Origin of the sequence: Pseudomonas cavernicola, assembly GCF_003596405.1 — a bacterium.
In the GTDB taxonomy this organism is placed as follows: Bacteria; Pseudomonadota; Gammaproteobacteria; order Pseudomonadales; family Pseudomonadaceae; genus Aquipseudomonas; species Aquipseudomonas cavernicola.
This window is the reverse complement of sequence record NZ_QYUR01000003.1, coordinates 138,779-155,170: the sequence shown is the minus strand read 5'-3', so window position 1 is coordinate 155,170 and position 16,392 is coordinate 138,779. Positions and strand designations below refer to the sequence as shown.

General features: G+C 61.2%; 12 protein-coding genes. 7 read left to right on the top strand and 5 right to left on the bottom strand.

What is annotated here, in order from left to right; genetic code table 11:
- Positions 1-11: 11 nt before the first annotated feature.
- Entirely contained in the window at positions 12-989 is a 978-nt protein-coding gene (glaH, locus tag D3879_RS15075; RefSeq protein WP_119955125.1) for a glutarate dioxygenase GlaH, read from the bottom strand.
- A gap of 192 nt (positions 990-1,181) precedes the next feature.
- On the opposite strand from glaH, the gene csiR reads away from it, so the two are divergent.
- From csiR to D3879_RS15045, 6 genes are all read left to right on the top strand, one after another.
- On the top strand, positions 1,182-1,874 hold the full coding sequence (gene csiR / locus D3879_RS15070) for a DNA-binding transcriptional regulator CsiR (protein WP_119955124.1): 693 nt from the start codon (positions 1,182-1,184) through the stop codon (positions 1,872-1,874).
- Positions 1,875-2,323: 449 nt separating this feature from the next.
- A complete protein-coding gene (locus D3879_RS15065; RefSeq protein WP_119955123.1) occupies positions 2,324-3,613 on the top strand; it encodes an NAD(P)/FAD-dependent oxidoreductase in 1,290 nt (429 codons plus the stop codon).
- A gap of 25 nt (positions 3,614-3,638) precedes the next feature.
- Positions 3,639-4,196 (top strand): helix-turn-helix domain-containing protein, encoded by a 558-nt coding sequence (locus tag D3879_RS15060; RefSeq protein ID WP_119955122.1) that lies wholly within the window; start codon positions 3,639-3,641, stop codon positions 4,194-4,196.
- A 32-nt stretch (positions 4,197-4,228) separates the two neighbouring features.
- Complete coding sequence (locus tag D3879_RS15055) at positions 4,229-5,575, top strand: glutamine synthetase family protein (RefSeq protein ID WP_119955121.1); 1,347 nt, start codon at positions 4,229-4,231, stop codon at positions 5,573-5,575.
- Positions 5,576-5,641: 66 nt separating this feature from the next.
- Entirely contained in the window at positions 5,642-7,009 is a 1,368-nt protein-coding gene (locus D3879_RS15050; protein WP_119955120.1) for an aspartate aminotransferase family protein, read from the top strand.
- A 152-nt stretch (positions 7,010-7,161) separates the two neighbouring features.
- Positions 7,162-8,274: an HPP family protein gene (locus D3879_RS15045; RefSeq protein WP_119955119.1), complete on the top strand. Its 1,113-nt coding sequence runs from the start codon at positions 7,162-7,164 to the stop codon at positions 8,272-8,274.
- 233 nt (positions 8,275-8,507) lie between these two features.
- Here the strand turns inward: D3879_RS15045 and adeC are convergent, their stop codons facing one another.
- Genes adeC through D3879_RS15030 form a run of 3 tightly spaced genes read right to left on the bottom strand, consistent with a single transcriptional unit; the run spans position 8,508 to position 14,247 of the window.
- Positions 8,508-9,953, bottom strand: coding sequence for an AdeC/AdeK/OprM family multidrug efflux complex outer membrane factor (adeC, locus tag D3879_RS15040; protein ID WP_119955118.1), 1,446 nt, complete (start codon positions 9,951-9,953; stop codon positions 8,508-8,510).
- Positions 9,950-13,090, bottom strand: coding sequence for an efflux RND transporter permease subunit (locus D3879_RS15035; protein WP_119955117.1), 3,141 nt, complete (start codon positions 13,088-13,090; stop codon positions 9,950-9,952). Before D3879_RS15035 ends, adeC begins: the two co-directional genes overlap by 4 nt.
- Before the next feature lie 2 nt (positions 13,091-13,092).
- Positions 13,093-14,247 (bottom strand): efflux RND transporter periplasmic adaptor subunit, encoded by a 1,155-nt coding sequence (locus D3879_RS15030; RefSeq protein ID WP_119955116.1) that lies wholly within the window; start codon positions 14,245-14,247, stop codon positions 13,093-13,095.
- Positions 14,248-14,498: 251 nt separating this feature from the next.
- Between D3879_RS15030 and D3879_RS15025 the strand changes: the two genes are divergently transcribed.
- The gene (locus tag D3879_RS15025) at positions 14,499-15,131 is read left to right on the top strand and encodes a TetR family transcriptional regulator (RefSeq protein ID WP_119955115.1); all 633 of its coding nucleotides are present in this window, start codon (positions 14,499-14,501) and stop codon (positions 15,129-15,131) included.
- 425 nt (positions 15,132-15,556) lie between these two features.
- Here D3879_RS15025 and tauD read toward each other — a convergent pair whose 3' ends face one another.
- Entirely contained in the window at positions 15,557-16,390 is an 834-nt protein-coding gene (tauD, locus tag D3879_RS15020; RefSeq protein WP_119955114.1) for a taurine dioxygenase, read from the bottom strand.
- Positions 16,391-16,392 lie beyond the last annotated feature (2 nt).

Below are 16,392 nucleotides of genomic sequence, written 5' to 3'. Positions count from 1 at the left end.
GTAGGCCCGGTTCACTGGCGAGGGTTGCGCAGTACCTTGGCGTGGGTGAAGTAACCACGCTGGCGCATCAGTTCGCGGCGCAGCCCCGGGTGCGCGGTGAAGCGGTCCCGTCCGTGCAGCCAGAAATGATTGTTGATCAACACGAAACTACCCACCGGCACCGAAAACGACACTTTGTGTTGGCTGGTTTCGAGCGCTTCACAGAGATCGGTCAGCCAGTTGCCTTCCTCGAAATTCTTCGGCTGCACGAACTGGTCGATGTAGCTGATGATCGGCCGGCCCTGGTTGTCATTATCGAACACGGCGTGAAACACGTCCTTGTCGACTTTCTTGCTGGGCGGTGCGGTCCAGCGCATTTCACGCCGCGCCAGTGGGTGGCTGCTGAATGTCTGCAGGTGCTCCCAATCGTCCAGGTGCAAGAGCAGGGAGTTGCCGCCTTCCATGTTCTTTTCGTCGATCTTCATCATCAGCACGTAGTCGGTGTCCTGCTCGACGAAGGTGCCGTCGGTGTGCAGCTCCAACACCCGATGAGGCTGGCGCAGGTAGCTGTCGGAGCGGTCAACGTTCTCCACGACGAAGCGTGCGTAGTACTGGCCGCTCATCGCATCGTAGTTGGAGCGGCCAAACAGGTGGGCCACGGCCGTCGCCAGTTTCACCATGTCGTCAGCCTGCTCGACAGCGTCCAGTCCTTCCGCCGTTACCAACATGCCGCCGGTATCGCGATCGACCAGTGTGTTGATCAGAACCGGCTGCAGGCTGCCCTCGCACAACTCATCCAGCAGCTTGGCGGCGCGGAAACGCAGGAAGGATTTGTATTCCAACGCCTGTATGGGCCACTCGGCCATCGCGGCGAGAAACGCCTCTACCGTGCTTTTGGCGAATGTCAGTTGCAGCAGGCGCGGTGAGTACTCGGTTGGGGCGAGGGTGAAGCCCTTGAAGTCTTCCGGCAGCGGCACAACAAGATCTTTGAGGGGGACAAAAGTAGTCATGGCGATTCTCCTAGGCAGGGAGGTGAGCGAATCCAAGGGCAGACGCGAAATGATATTTTCATTTAATGTCGCTGTAGTTGAAAAATATCTACATTTTTAAAATGTGTCAATAAAGCATTGGGTTCTAGATGCTAGCGGCTCTTCTAGCTTGATCCGGTATGATGGGGCGGTTACGTGAAAGGACTTGCTCAAATGGAAGCACTGATTTCCCGGGAAAATTCTGCTGTTCGCGGCTACGACGTGTTGAAGCGGGACATCATTCGCGGCGTGTTCAAGCCGGGTGAAAAGCTCTTGATGAGCGGCCTGAAGGAGCGCTACGGGCTGGGCGTAGGGCCGCTGCGCGAGGCGCTGTCACAGCTGGTGGCGGAGCGTTTGGTGGTTGCCATCAGCCAGCGCGGTTATCGGGTTGCACCGATGTCGCTGAGCGAGTTGGCGGACATCTATGATGCCCGGGCCAACCTCGAAGCTATGCTGCTGACGCTGGCGATCGAGCGCGGTGACGACGCCTGGGAGGCGGAGATTCTGGCGCGGGCGCATACCTTGACCAAGGTCGTGGAAGTCAGGAATGCCGAGGAGATGCTCAGTCTCTGGGATACCCGGCACAAGGCCTTCCACAGTGCAATTGTTGCCGGTTGCGGTTCGGCCCATCTGCTCCAGGCGCGCGCCTCTCTATTCGACCAGGCTGAGCGCTATCGCCATCTCTGGTTGCAGCAAACGGTGTTTTCCGAAGAAGCGCTGCAGGCCAAGCGGCACGAGCATGCCGTCCTGGTCGAGGCGATTCTGGCGCGTGATGCCGAGCGTGCCAGCCGCATCATGCGCGAGCATTTGCTCGGCCCCGTGCCGATCATCACTGAGCTGATGAAGACCCAGGGGCTTGCCGGCTAAGGAGCCGGTGGGTCCGGTTGCCTGGCAAACCCTGCCGACAGGCCACCTCGGTTTCTGCTGGCCCGTCGTGCGGCTAGCAGGTTTGCATCTCTCGCATGGCATCTTTCTCCCGCCACTCGGCCTGAGAGCCGCGGCCACTTGCCGGTATTTTCTGGGGCTCGGCAGTCGCTTCAGCGGGTGAATTGCGCCTGCCCAAGGGTATTTTTGGCTATGTCCCGATTACGTGTTGAGCTGGGTTGCCGCTCTTCGTAGGAGCTAGCTCTGCTAGCGAATGCAGGCAACGCAAAGGCTTCGCGAGCAAAGCTCGCTCCTACTGGATCCCGTTGCTCTCAGGCTTTTGCGCAACAGCCAACTCAGACAGAGCCATATTTTTGCCGGGGCGTTGCGTTTGTGAAATTTATAGGATAGTTTTTCATGAAATTATAAAAACATAATTTCACGAGACCTGTATGTTTCAGCAATCCACCCAGCACGTCGCCAGCTATTACGCCCACAGTTGCGCAGAGCGCTTGTCGACTCGAGCGGCTCTGGAAGGCGAACAAAACACCGAGGTTCTGATCATCGGCGCCGGTTTCAGCGGCCTGCATACGGCTTTGCGCCTGGCCCTGGCCGGCAAGCGCGTGACGTTGCTGGAAGCCAGCCGAGTCGCCTGGGCAGCCTCGGGGCGCAATGGTGGTCAGGCGATTCTCGGTTGGTCCTGCGATATGCCGCCGCTGGAGGCAGCGCTTGGTTATGAACGGGCACGGCGGCTGTGGGACAGCATGCGCTGGGCTGCGCAGGAGTTGCGTGAGTTACCCGCGCGCCACGACTTTGATTGCGATTATCGGGCCGGCCACCTGTGGACTTCGGTGATGCCGCGCCGGGTAAGCCTCCTGACCGAATGGCAGCACGAGGCCAGCCACAAGTGGGGGCATGACGGCCTGCGGTTTATCCCGCGCGCAGAGTTGCCGCAGTGGGTCGCCAGCGAGCGCTATCAGGCAGGCCTGTTCGACCCCGAAGGCGGCCATCTCAATCCGCTGAAATTGGCGCTCGGTCTGGCCGCCGCCATTGAGAACGCCGGCGGGTGCATCCATGAGCAAAGCAAGGCGTTGAGCTACCGCGAAGAAGGCGGTCAATTCGTGGTGACAACCGAGCGCGGGCGCATCCGTGCGGATGAGCTGGTGCTGGCCTGCAATGCCTATATCGATCAGCTCGATCCGCAGTTGGCCAGTCGCGTGCTGCCGGTTGGCACCTATCAGGTGGCCACTGCGCCGTTGACGGCAGAGCAGGCGACGGCGCTGCTACCGAGCAATGTCTGTGTCACCGACAACCAGTTCGTCCTCGATTATTTCCGCCGCACGCCGGATAACCGCCTGTTGTTCGGCGGTGGCTGCACCTATCTGGGCGGCATGCCGAAGGATATCGCCGCGGCGACCCGGCCCTATCTGCAACGGGTCTTCCCGCAGCTCAAGGGCGTCGAGTTGGAGTTTGCCTGGGGTGGGCATATCGACCTCACCCTCAAGCGCACCCCGGACATCGGTCGGCGCGGCGACCTCTATTGGCTGCAGGGCTACTCCGGGCATGGCGTGCTACCGACCCTGGCTGCTGCCCGCACGGTGGCCGACGCGATTCTCGGCCGGCCGGATGATCTGGCCTTGTACCAAGGGCTGAGCAACGGCCGCTTCCCCGGTGGCAAACACCTGGCAGCCCCATTGGAGGCCATCGGCAAGGCCTGGTATCGGCTGCGCGATAGCATTTGATGAGCAAGCTTTTGGAGCTCTTGGCATGAACAAGCAAGAAGAAATCGCCGCTTTAGCGATCCTTATTCACGATCTGCGCAAGCATAAGAAATACACCCTGAAGGAGCTGGCAGACAAAATCGGCCGCTCGGTAGGTTTTCTCTCGCAAGTCGAGCGCGGTCTGTCGCGCCCCACGGTGGCGGATTTGACTGCGATCAGCGAAACCCTCGGTGTACCGACCACCTATTTCTATAGCTTGCCCAAACCCAAGGAATTGCCTTGGGTTACCCGGCCGGATGAGCGCCGCACACTGTATTTCGCCAACGGGATTACCGACATTTTGGTCTCGCCGAAGATGTCGGCCACCTTCTCCATGCTCGAAAGCCAATTGGAGGCCGGTGCCAACAGTGGCGAGCGGCACTTGAGCGACAGCTCCGAGCAGGGCGGCTATGTCTTGGAAGGGGAGTTGACGCTGTGGCTCGGGGATGACGACGAGCCGGTCACCTTGTACCCCGGTGACAGCTTTCAACTGGCCAGCCACACCCGTTGCCGCTACGGCAACCTCACCGAACAACCCACCCGGGTTCTCTGGGTTTACACCTGATAACACCTACAAAGATGAAAGGAAGAACAACGATGAATGCTGCCTGCTCTGATCTGCTGGCTGAGGTTCGTGCTTTTCGCCAGCGCTACCCCGAGGTGCGCTACGTTGACCTGATTTCCCTGGATATTCCCGGGCATTTCTATGGCAAGCGCTATCCGGTGGAGATGCTTGAGAAGGTGGCCGCTGGCAGTGCCCTCAAACTGCCGCAGAACTGCGTGCTGCTGGGCGTGCAAGGCGGGCTGTTCAAAATTGGCGACTACTGCTTCAACGACGGCGACCCGGATGCCCGTCGCCGCCTGGTGCCCGGTACGCTCAAACCGGTGAGCTGGGAAGCACAGCCGCTGGGGCAGATGCTGATTACCTCGGATGGCACCGAGGCACCGATCGTCTTCGAACCGCGCGAAGTGTTGGCGCAGGTGCTGGCCCGCTTGCGCAGCAAAGGCATCCACCCGGTGGTGGCCTTCGAACTGGAGTTCTACCTGTTCGATAAACAGCTGCGCGATGGCCAGCCGCAGTTCCCCCGCGATCTGCTGACCGATGATGCCGATGATCAGCCGAATATGCACATCGAGCGGCTGTCGCGCTTCTCCCCGGTGCTCGATGAAATGGTCGAGGTCGCGCGGGCTCAAGGTATCGATACCACGGTGATCACCGCCGAACTCGGCCCTGGCCAGTTCGAGATCAATTTCGGTCACCTCGATGACGGCCTGCGTGCCGCCGACTGGGCTGCCCTGTTCTGCCGCAGTACCCGTGGTGTGGCCCTCAAGCACGGCTACCGCGCCAGCTTTATGGCTAAGCCTTACCTGCAGCACCCGGGCAGCGGCATGCACGTGCATGTCAGCCTCTACGACGCGGCGGGTAACAACCTGCTGGCGGCGAACCAGCAGCAGGCGCTGCGCCATGCAGTGGCCGGTTGCCTGGAGCTGCTGCCACATTGCATGCCGATCTTCGCGCCAAACCAGAACGCTTTGCGCCGTTTTGGCGGCACGGTGAACGCGGCGACGCGGGCCAGCTGGGGCTTCGAGGATCGCGATGCCTGCGTGCGGATTCCCGAGTCGGACCCGCAGAATCTACGGATCGAACATCGCCTGGCCGGCGCCGATGCCAACCCTTATCTCGTCCTGGCGGCGATTCTGGTCGGTCTGGAAGAGGGCTTGGCCGCCGGCCGCGAGCCGATCGCAGCGCTCAACGAAGACCGCAGCAGTGGCATCGATTTCCCGCTGGAAATGCTTGAAGCGGTGCGCGCCATGCAGCACCAGCCACAGCTGCGCGAGGGCCTGGGCGCTGAGTTTGTCGATGTCTACTGCGAGAACAAGCGTCAGGACCATCTGGCCTTCATGCAAGAGATCAGTGCGCGCGAATACCGCTGGTATCTGTAAACGGCTGCGTGGTCGGGAACAGCGAACTCTCCCTGGATTTGTTACGTACGACGGTAGGAATCAATTATGAGCAAGCAAGTCAGCAACCCACAGACGCTCGAGTGGCAAGCACTGAGCAATGACCACCACCTGGCGCCCTTTAGCGATTACAAACAGCTGAAGGAGAAGGGCCCGCGGATTATTACCAAGGCCGATGGCGTGTACCTGTGGGACAGCGAGGGCAACAAGATCCTCGACGGCATGGCCGGGCTCTGGTGCGTGGCGGTGGGGTATGGTCGTGATGAGTTGGCAGAGGCTGCCAGCAAGCAGATGAAAGAGTTGCCCTTCTACAACACCTTCTTCATGACCGCGCACCCGCCGGTGCTCGAACTCGCCAAGGTGATTGCCGATATCGCGCCGGTTGGCATGAACCATGTGTTCTTCACCGGCTCCGGCTCGGAAGGCAACGACACCATGCTGCGCATGGTTCGCCATTACTGGGCGATCAAAGGCCAGCCGCAGAAGAAAGTCATCATCGGTCGCATCAATGGTTATCACGGCTCCACCGTGGCCGGCGCCAGCCTGGGTGGGATGCAGGGGATGCACGATCAAGGCGGTCTGATACCCGATATCGTGCACATCCCGCAGCCGTACTGGTTCGGTGAAGGCGGCGACATGACGCCGGACGAGTTCGGCATCTGGGCCGCCGAGCAACTGGAGAAGAAAATCCTCGAAGTCGGCGAAGACCGGGTCGCGGCCTTCATTGCCGAGCCGATCCAGGGCGCCGGCGGCGTGATCATTCCGCCAGACAGCTACTGGCCGAAAATCCGCGAGATCCTCGCCAAGTACGACATCCTGTTCGTCGCCGACGAAGTGATCTGTGGCTTCGGCCGCACCGGCGAATGGTTCGGCAGCGACTACTACGGCAACAGCCCGGATCTGATGACCATTGCCAAGGGTCTGACCTCCGGCTACATCCCCATGGGCGGGCTGATCGTCAGCGACAAGGTCGCCGACGTGCTGAACGAGGGCGGCGACTTCAACCACGGCTTTACCTACTCCGGGCACCCGGTGGCGGCGGCGGTGGCGCTGGAAAATATCCGCATCCTGCGCGAAGAGAAGATTCTCGAGCGCGTGCGTGAAGAAACGGCACCCTATCTGCAAAAGCGTCTGCGTGAGCTGGCGGATCATCCGCTGGTGGGCGAAGTGCGTGGCGTCGGCCTGCTCGGTGCGATCGAACTGGTGAAGAACAAGCAGACCCGCGAGCGTTTCGAGGGCAAGGGCGTCGGCATGATCTGTCGCGGTCACTGCTTCGATAACGGGCTGATCATGCGCGCAGTCGGCGACACCATGATCATTTCGCCGCCGCTGGTGATCAGCAAAGCCGAAATCGACGAACTGGTGGCCAAGGCGCGTAAGTGCCTGGATCTCACCGCCAGAGCAGTGCTGGGTTGAGCTAAGGAATAGGCATTGGCTCTGGCTCCGGGCGGTGGCGCATCGACTGATCCACCGCCCGGGCTGCGTATAGGGCTGGTCCTGATTCTGGCTACTTTGGTGGCGTGCTATATTCGCCGCCCCCAAAAGGTGCACGGTCTTAGGAAACAGGAGTGAACGGTGTAAAGGCATGGTTGAAGTCGTTCTGGCCTGCCCCGGTCTCAGCCAGCAAACTCGAACGGTTCTACGGCTGTGCCGGTGCATTCATCGGCTTGCTCTGCACCGAGTGGCTTTGCCGGCACGTTCTGGGTGAGTCGAGCCCGTGGCTGATTGCGCCGCTGGGCGCTTCCGCGGTGTTGCTGTTCGCGGTGCCGTCCAGCCCATTGGCACAGCCTTGGTCGATTGTCGGCGGCAACCTCATCTCGGCATTGATTGGGGTGGCCTGCGCGACATGGCTTGGGCATTCCGGTTTGGCGGCGGGCCTGGCGGGTGGTCTGGCCATCGCCGCGATGTTCTTGCTGCGTTGCCTGCATCCACCGGGCGGAGCCGTCGCCTTGACGGCCGTGCTAGGGGGCGCGGGGATTACCGAGCTGGGTTACCAGTTCGTGCTGTACCCGGTTGCGCTCAATTCGATTCTGCTGCTGGCGGTGGCGTTGCTGTTCAATAACGTCTTGCGCTCACGCTATCCACATCGCCATGTCGAACACGCGAGTATCCACAAAACTGCGGATCCGCTGCCGCGAGATCGGCTGGGCTTCACCCGTGAAGATCTCGATGCGGTGCTCGAGGCGCGTGGTGAGCTGCTCGATATCAGCGGCGATGATCTGGAAGAAGTCCTCTTGGCCACTGAGCAGCAGGCGTATCGCCGGCGCTTCGGTGAGATTCGCTGTGCGGACATCATGTCGAGGGATGTGGTCTCGGTCGGGCCTGAGACGTCTTTGCCGCAGGCTTGGTCGCTGTTGCAGAAGCATCGGCTGAGCACGTTGCCGGTAGTGACGGACAACGCGCAGTTAGTCGGCATCCTGTCCGTGCATGATCTGGTCAGGCTGGAGCGCTCGCCTGCGGCCAACCCCCAAGCGGTTGAGGTGGTACGTGAGGTGATGACGCACAAGGTGCGTACGGGGCGGCCCGGATGGCCAATCACCGATCTGGTGCAGATGCTTTCAGACAGTGGTTTGCACCACGTCCCGATTGTGGATGAACACAATGTTCTGCACGGGATGGTGACTCAGTCGGATGTGATTGCGGCGTTGTTCACGGTGGCCCTCAACCGTACTGATGCTTGAGGACCACCCGCAGGCAAAGCGACAGCCTGTAGGTTGGCGCTGATGTAGGTTAGTGCTGAAGTAGGTTGGCGCTGAACGCAGTGATGCCCAACAAGGAGTCGCTCCGCGACTCCCGGCGTTCGACAAACCACATACAAGCTCGGCCTTGCAGGCCGGTTGTTGGGCATCGCCAGGGGCTCAGCACCCACCTACGGTTTTGCGTTTTGCCAATTCGCCTTGCAACGGAGCAAATGTCAGGATTTCGGCGCACCAGGTGTCGCCGAGGCAGTGTTTTGCTCCAGCCAGCCACCGCCTAGCGACTTGTACAGATCCACCTCACTGGTCAGCTGCGCCAACCGATCGGTGATCAACGCTTGCTGAGCGCTGTACAGCGAGCGTTGGGCGTCGAGGAAAGTCAGGTTGCTGTCGATCCCGGTGCGGTAGCGTTTTTCTGCCAGGCGATAGTAGTCCGCGTTGGCGCTGACCAGATCACGTTGCGCGTTCAACTGCTCACGGTAGGTTTCGCGTGCCGTCAGGCCGTCGGCGACCTCCTGAAAGGCGGTCTGGATGCTCTTCTCGTACTGTGCGACCTGAATGTTCTTCTGAATCTTGGCAAGGTCGAGGTTAGCGCGCAGGTTGCCGGCGTTGAAGACCGGCAGGCTGATCTGCGGCTGGAACAACCAAGTCCCGGAGCCGCCCTTGAACAGCCCGGATAGATCGGAGCTGAGGCTGCCGGCATTCGCGGTCAGGCTGATGCTGGGGAAGAACGCCGCGCGCGCAGCACCGATGTTGGCGTTGGCGGCCTTCAGCTGATGCTCCGCTTCGAGGATGTCAGGGCGGCGTTGCAGCAGCTCGGAAGGCAGGCCCGCCGGTAGCTCGCTGATCAGCCCTGTAGCGAGGTTCGGAGTGCTCGGCAGGCTGTCCGGCAGGGCATGGCCGAGCAGCAGTTGCAGGGCGTTGCGATCCTGGGCGACCAGGCGTTGATAGCGGTTCAGGTTGACCCGGGCACTCTCTACCGAAGTGCGGGCCTGACTCAGGGTCAGGGCCGAGGCCACCCCGACCTGATTGCTGCGTACCGTTAGCGCGTAGCTATCTTCGTAAGCTTTCAGAGTGTCTTGGGTCAGCAGTAGCAGGGACTGATCCGCTTGCCAGGCCAGATAGGCATTCGCGACGCTGGCGACCAGGCTGATCTGCGTGCTGCGGCGCGCCTGCTCGGTGGCGAAGTATTGCTCCAGCGCCTGTTCACTGAGGCTGCGCAGGCGACCGAACAGGTCCAGCTCCCAGGCACTGATGCCGAGGGTGGCCGAATACTGGCTGCTGGTCGACTCGCCCGTCTGCGAAACCTCGGCAGGCAGGCGCTGGCGTTTCGCGCCGGCATCCGCGCTGACCGCCGGGAACAGGTTGGAGCGCTGGATGCGGTATTGCGCCTGGAACGCGTCGATATTCAACGCCGCCACCCGCAGGTCGCGGTTGTTCTCCAAGGCCACCTGAATCAGCTGTTGCAGAGTCGCGTCGTGGAAAAACTCGCGCCAGCCTTGTTCGGCGGCGGATACCCCAGCCACCTCGGCAGCGGCCGGGTAGCCTGCACCTTGTGGCCAATCGCTGGCAATCGGCGCGGCCGGCTGTCGGTACTCGGGGATCAACGAGCAACCGCCGAGAACAAAGGCGGCTACCGCCATGGACAACAGGGACTTTTTCATTCGGTAGCCTCTTTCTCGATCACGGCTTGGGGCTGTTTGCTTTTGAACAGTGAACAGACCAGGACGAAGAACACCGGCACCCAGAAGATCGCCAGCACAGTGGCGGTCAGCATGCCGCCGATCACCCCGGTGCCGATCGCGTGTTGGCTGCCGGAGCCGGCGCCGCTGGAGATCGCCAGCGGTACTACGCCGAGAATGAATGCCAGCGAGGTCATGATGATCGGTCGCAGACGCATCCGGCAGGCCTCGATGGCCGCCTCGGTGAGACTCCGGCCTTGTTCGTGCAACTCCTTGGCGAACTCGACGATCAGGATCGCGTTTTTCGCCGCCAGGCCGATGGTGGTGAGCAGGCCGACTTGGAAGAACACGTCATTGGACAGGCCGCGCAGGTACGTCGCCAGCAGCGCACCGATGACCCCAAGCGGGACCACCAGCATCACCGAGAGTGGGATCGACCAACTCTCGTAGAGCGCCGCCAAGCAGAGGAACACCACCAGCAAGGACAGCGCGTAAAGTGCCGGTGCCTGGGCGCCGGACAGGCGCTCCTCGTAGGACAGGCCGGTCCAGGAGTAGCCGACACCCGCCGGTAGCTGTTTGGCGATTTCCTCGACCGCGGCCATCGCATCACCCGAGCTGTAGCCCGGTGCCGCTTCACCCAGCACTTCCATCGCGGCGACGCCGTTGTAGCGTGCCAGCTTCGGTGAGCCATAGCCCCATTCGCCGCTGGCGAAGGCGGAGAAGGGCACCATCTCGTTCTGGTCGTTGCGCACGAACCATTTCTTCAAATCCTCGGGGCTCATGCGTGCCTGAGCTTCACCTTGCAGATAGACCTTCTTCACCCGTCCGTGGTCGATGAAGTCGTTGACGTAGCTGGCGCCCCAGGCAATCGACAGGGTGTTGTTGACGTCGGCGATGGAAACCCCGAGGGCTCGGGCGCGCTCGTCGTCGATCTTCAACTGGTACTGCGGCTCGTCGTTCAGCCCATTAGGACGAACGCGAGTGAGCACGGGGTTCTTGGCGGCGAGTTCGAGGAATTGGTTGCGTGCAGCAACCAACGCCTCATGGCCGACGCCGGCACGATCCTGCAAGTACAGGTCGAAGCCGCTGGCGTTACCCAGCTCCAAGACGGCGGGCGGGGCAAAGGCGAATACCATCGCGTCGCGCAAGCCGGAGAAGTGTTGCTGGGCTCGTCGGGCCAGGCTGAACACGCTGTTTTCTTCGCCCGGGCGCTGATCCCAAGGCTTGAGCATGATGAACGCCATCCCCGAGCTTTGCCCACGGCCGGCAAAGTTGAAGCCGGTGACGGTGAACACCGAGCTGACCGTCGAGCTTTCGTCCTTCAGCAGATAGGCGCGCATGTCGTCGACCACCTGCTGGGTACGCTCGGCGCTGGAACCGCTCGGGGTCTGCACCTGAGCGAACAGCACGCCCTGGTCCTCATCGGGGAGGAAGGCGGTTGGGATGCGGGTGAACAGCCAGACCATGGCCACCAGAATCACCACATAGGCGAGCAAATACGGCGCCTTATGTTTGAGCATGCTGGTGACGCCGCGCTCATAGCTTCGCACGCCGCGATCGAAGTTGCGGTTGAACCAGCCAAAGAAACCCTGCTTCGGTGCGTGGTGTTCGCCCTTCTTGATCGGTTTGAGCAGGGTGGCGCACAACGCCGGTGTGAAGACCAGCGCGACCAGCACCGACAGCGCCATGGCTGACACGATGGTGATCGAGAACTGCCGGTAGATCACCCCCGTGGAGCCACTGAAGAAGGCCATCGGCAACAGTACGGCAGAAAGGACCAGGGCGATACCGACCAAGGCGCCCTGAATCTGGCCCATGGATTTGCGCGTCGCCTCAAGCGGTGAAAGCCCTTCCTCGGCCATCACCCGCTCGACGTTCTCGACCACTACGATGGCGTCGTCCACCAGCAAGCCGATGGCTAGCACCATGCCGAACATCGTCAGGGTGTTGATGGTGAAGCCGAACGCAGCGAGCACGCCGAAGGTGCCGAGCAGTACCACCGGCACCGCCAAGGTTGGGATCAGCGTGGCGCGGAAGTTTTGCAGGAACAGGTACATCACCAGGAACACCAGCAGGATCGCCTCGCCGAGGGTGACGACAACCTCGTGGATCGAGGCCGAGACCACCGGTGTGGTGTCGTAGGGGTAAACCACTTTCATCCCTTCCGGGAAAAACGGTTCCAGCTGCGAGAGGGTGGCGCGGATGGCTTTCGCGGTATCCAGCGCATTGGCGCCGGTGGCCAGTTTGATGGCGATGCCGGAGGCGGCGTTACCGTTGAATTGCGCGCTGATGCTGTAGTTTTCGCCACCCAGTTCGACTCTGGCGACATCGCGCAGGCGGACTTGCGAGCCATCCCGGTTGACCTTGATCAGGATGTCCGAGAACTGCTCGGCGCTCTGCAGGCGGGTCTTGCCGATGATGGTGGCATTCAGTTGCTGACCTGGCAGTGCCGGCAAACCACCGAGTTGGCCGGAGGAAACCTGTACGTTCTGCGCCTGAATGGCGGTTTTCACATCGACCGGGGTCAGCTGAAAGTTGTTCAGCTTGGCTGGGTCCAGCCAGATACGCATGGCGTACTGCGAACCGAACACTTGGAAGTCGCCGACGCCGGGAGTCCGCGAAAGCGGGTCCTGCATATTGGAGACGATGTAGTTGGACAGGTCGTTCTTGTCCATGCTGCCGTCTTCGGAAACCACGCCAACGACCATCAGGAAGTTCTTCACCGCCTTGGTCACGCGGATGCCTTGCTGCTGAACTTCTTGCGGCAGCAGCGGGGTGGCCAGTTGCAGTTTGTTTTGCACCTGCACCTGGGCGATATCCGGGTCCGTGCCCTGATCGAAAGTGGCGGTGATGGTCATGCTGCCATCGGAGTTACTTTCCGAGGAGATGTAGCGCAGCTTGTCGATACCATTGAGCTGCTGCTCGATGACCTGCACCACGGTGTCCTGCACCGTCTGCGCCGAGGCGCCCGGGTAGCTGACCTGGATGCCGATGGCGGGCGCGGCGATGCTCGGGTACTGGTTGATTGGCAGCTTGAGGATGGACAGGGCGCCGATCAGCATGATCACCAGGGCGATCACCCAGGCAAAAATCGGCCGGTCGATAAAGAACTTCGACATGACTATTCCCCTGCGCCGTCTTGAGCGAGTTCAGGTGCTTGGGCCGGGCTTTGCGCGGCAACGTTGCTCGCGCCAACCACTTTGACCTCGGTGCCCGGATGCACGAACTGCAGCCCCTCGGTGATTACCCGGTCGCCAGCTTGCAGGCCAGCGCTGATAAGCCATTGATTGCCGACTGTGCGGTCCGCCTGCAGCTGGCGCAGTTCGACGATATTCTTGGCATTAACCACCAGCGCGGTCGGCTGGCCTTTCAGGTCGCGGGTCACACCTTGTTGCGGGGCCAGAATGGCAGCGCTCTTCAGGCCTTCGAGCAACTGCGCATGGACGAACATCCCCGGCAGCAGGTCGTGCTCCGGGTTGGGGAATACGGCGCGCAGCGTTACCGAGCCGGTGCCTTCATCGACTGAAACCTCGGAGAACTCCAGGGTCCCTTCGTGACTGTAAAGGCTACCGTCTTCGAGCTTCAGCTTGACCTTGGCACCGTGGCTGCCGGCTTTCTGCAGTTGGCCGCTGGCCAGCTCTCGGCGCAGGCGCAGGATGTCTTTGGTCGATTGGGTGACATCGACATAGATCGGGTCGAGCTGCTGGATCACCGCCAGGGAGTCCGCTTGGCCGTTGTTGACCAGAGCACCTTCGGTCACTGAGGAGCGTCCGATACGTCCGGCAATCGGCGCCAGCACCTTGGTGTATCGCAAGTTGATCTGCGCGCTCTCCAGGCTGGCTTCCGCCTGCAAGCGAGAGGCCTGGGCCTCGTCGAACTCCTGCTTGCTCACCGCCTGGTCGACGACCAGCACTTGGTAGCGCTCGGCCAGTGATTTGGCCGATTGCAGCGTGGCCTGGGCACTCTTCAAGGTCGCTTGATAGGTTGCCGGGTCGATTTGATACAGCTGTTGCCCGGCCTTGACCTCGCTGCCCTCGGTGTACAGACGTTTAAGAATGATGCCATTGACCTGCGGGCGAACCTCGGCCACTCGATAAGCGTTGGTGCGCCCCGGCAGCTCGGTGGTCAGCGCAAAGGCTTGCGGCTGCAGGGTCACTACACCGACTTGTGGGGTTTGTGCAGCGGGTTTGTCAGCGTGCTTCTCGCAGCCGCTGAGCATCAGCGTGGCCAGTGCGACGGCAGTAACCAGGGCGGTAAGAGCTGGCTTGAATTGCATGAGGGCCTCGGTTCGATGAGAGCGGTGAGGGCTCTGGGGTGTTATTGACTGAGCGTGGAGGGCTGGATAGATAGGATGCTAAGGAATATACTTACGTTCGCGCTTGTTTGTAAATGCCTTTCAATCCCCTGTTACAAAAGCCTGCGCAAGGTCTCGACACCTGCTGCAGTGGCGTTATCAGAAGTGCTGCTGCTCAGCCGGCTTGGCCTGTTCGCTCGCCTGGCGGCCCCTTTGATTGAGGTTTCACACCGATGGTCAGACGCACCAAAGAAGAGGCGCAGGAGACGCGCTGCCAGATACTCGATGCGGCGGAAAAGGCCTTTTACGAGCACGGTGTCGCGCGTACCACGCTGGCGCAAATTGCCGAGGTGGCCGGGGTCTCGCGCGGGGCCATTTACTGGCACTTCAGCAACAAGGCCGATGTGTTTCAGGCCATGCTCGAGCGTCTGCATCTGCCGCTGCAAGAATTGGCCAAAGCCGGCGAAAGCGCGACCGAGCCGGATCCGTTAGGGCGCGTGCGTGAGTTATTGGTGCGCCTGTTCAGTCAGGTCGCGAATGACCCCAAAACGCGCCGAACCAACGAAATTCTATTCCACAAGTGCGAGTACACCGACGAACTTGGCGACCTGCGTAAGCAGATGCAGGACAATAGCCGCGAGTGCGACCTGCGCATCGAAATCTCCTTGCGCAATGCGGTCAACAAGGGGCAATTGCCGGCCAACCTCGATACGTTGCGCGCCGCCATTTGTCTGCATGCCTTTATCGATGGTGTCTTGGCTAAATGGCTGCTGACACCGGAAAGTTTTGCCCTGGGGCAGGAGGCCGAGCGCATGGCCGACACCGTGCTGGATATGCTGCGCCTGAGCCCGAGCTTGCGTGGCTGAAGCCTTTACTTGAGCGGTGTTCTGAAGAAGGAACTCCCCCTGCCGAGCAGTAATGCCGTTCACTTAAGGGCAACTGTAGGTTGGCGCTGAGCACAGCGATGCCCAACAAGGAGTCGCCCGAAACTCCCTTTTTTTGCTCGGTTCGCGCTTGCTAACCCGGCCTTTGATCGCTCCCATGCTCCTGCGTGGGAGCGCAGTCTGGGGCGCTCCACGTCCAATCACACCCAGCAGGGCCGGGCGCAGAGTCTCCTCGGAAGGTTCACATTCGGACGCTTGGGAGAAAGCATCTATCTCAGCAATCTGCGCGGGTTTCACCCGGCCTACATGGCTGCGAACGATCAAATCATAAGGTGGACGTTGGAGCGTCGAAGGCTGCATTCCCACGCAGAGCGTGGCAACGATCAACTGCGCCTCGCGACAATGTCCTAGAACGGCTTATCACCGAGAATGGTCGCGCGGTGCATCACGCGGCGTTGCGGGCGGTAGTCGTCAACGGCGTAATGCTGGGTCACGCGGTTGTCCCAGAAAGCCACGTCGTTTTCCTGCCAGCGCCAGCGGATGAAAAACTCCGGGCGGGTAGCGTGGGCGAAGAGCAATTGCAGCAGTGCTTGGCTTTCCGCCGGTTCCAACTCGTTGATGCGGGTGGTGAAGCCCTCGTTGACGAACAGTGCCTTGCGCCCGCTGACCGGATGGGTACGGACCACCGGATGCGACAGCGGCGGGTTCTTGCGCCGGGCCTCTTCCCAGCGGGCGAGGTCCTCTGTGGTCGTACCGAAGCGCTCCAGTGGGAAGGAATGGGTGAAATCGTGGGTCGCCGTCAACCCCTCGAGCAAGTTTTGCAGTGGTTTGGACAGTGCGGCATAGGCGGCAATGCCACTGGCCCAGAGGGTGTCACCGCCGAACTTCGGCAGCTGTTTAGCGGCTAGCACGGCACCCAGGGCTGGAGCTTCGAGGAAGGTCACGTCGGTGTGCCAGATGGCGTTGTCGCGCACGTCGGTGACAGCGGTATCCAGCACCAGAACGTCAGGCTGCTCAGGAATGTTCGGGTAGATCGGATGGATATGCAGGTCACCAAAGCAGGCGGCAAAACTCGCCTGCTGCTGTGGGTTCAGCGGTTGGGCGCGAAAGAACAGTACCTGATGGTCGAGCAGGGCTTGTTCGATGGCGCTGTGCGCGGTGGACTCAAGCGGCTGGCGCAGGTCGATGCCATCGACCAAGGCGCCGAGGGCAGGGCTTAAAGGGGTGATTTGCAGGTTCATGG

Coding starts and splice junctions, on each gene's coding strand:
- D3879_RS15025 (WP_119955115.1), top strand. CDS start 14,499: ATGGTCAGACGCACCAAAGAAGAGGCGCAGGAGACGCGCTGCCAGATA.
- adeC (WP_119955118.1), bottom strand. CDS start 9,953: ATGAAAAAGTCCCTGTTGTCCATGGCGGTAGCCGCCTTTGTTCTCGGC.
- D3879_RS15065 (WP_119955123.1), top strand. CDS start 2,324: ATGTTTCAGCAATCCACCCAGCACGTCGCCAGCTATTACGCCCACAGT.
- D3879_RS15030 (WP_119955116.1), bottom strand. CDS start 14,247: ATGCAATTCAAGCCAGCTCTTACCGCCCTGGTTACTGCCGTCGCACTG.
- D3879_RS15060 (WP_119955122.1), top strand. CDS start 3,639: ATGAACAAGCAAGAAGAAATCGCCGCTTTAGCGATCCTTATTCACGAT.
- D3879_RS15055 (WP_119955121.1), top strand. CDS start 4,229: ATGAATGCTGCCTGCTCTGATCTGCTGGCTGAGGTTCGTGCTTTTCGC.
- D3879_RS15035 (WP_119955117.1), bottom strand. CDS start 13,090: ATGTCGAAGTTCTTTATCGACCGGCCGATTTTTGCCTGGGTGATCGCC.
- csiR (WP_119955124.1), top strand. CDS start 1,182: ATGGAAGCACTGATTTCCCGGGAAAATTCTGCTGTTCGCGGCTACGAC.
- tauD (WP_119955114.1), bottom strand. CDS start 16,390: ATGAACCTGCAAATCACCCCTTTAAGCCCTGCCCTCGGCGCCTTGGTC.
- glaH (WP_119955125.1), bottom strand. CDS start 989: ATGACTACTTTTGTCCCCCTCAAAGATCTTGTTGTGCCGCTGCCGGAA.
- D3879_RS15050 (WP_119955120.1), top strand. CDS start 5,642: ATGAGCAAGCAAGTCAGCAACCCACAGACGCTCGAGTGGCAAGCACTG.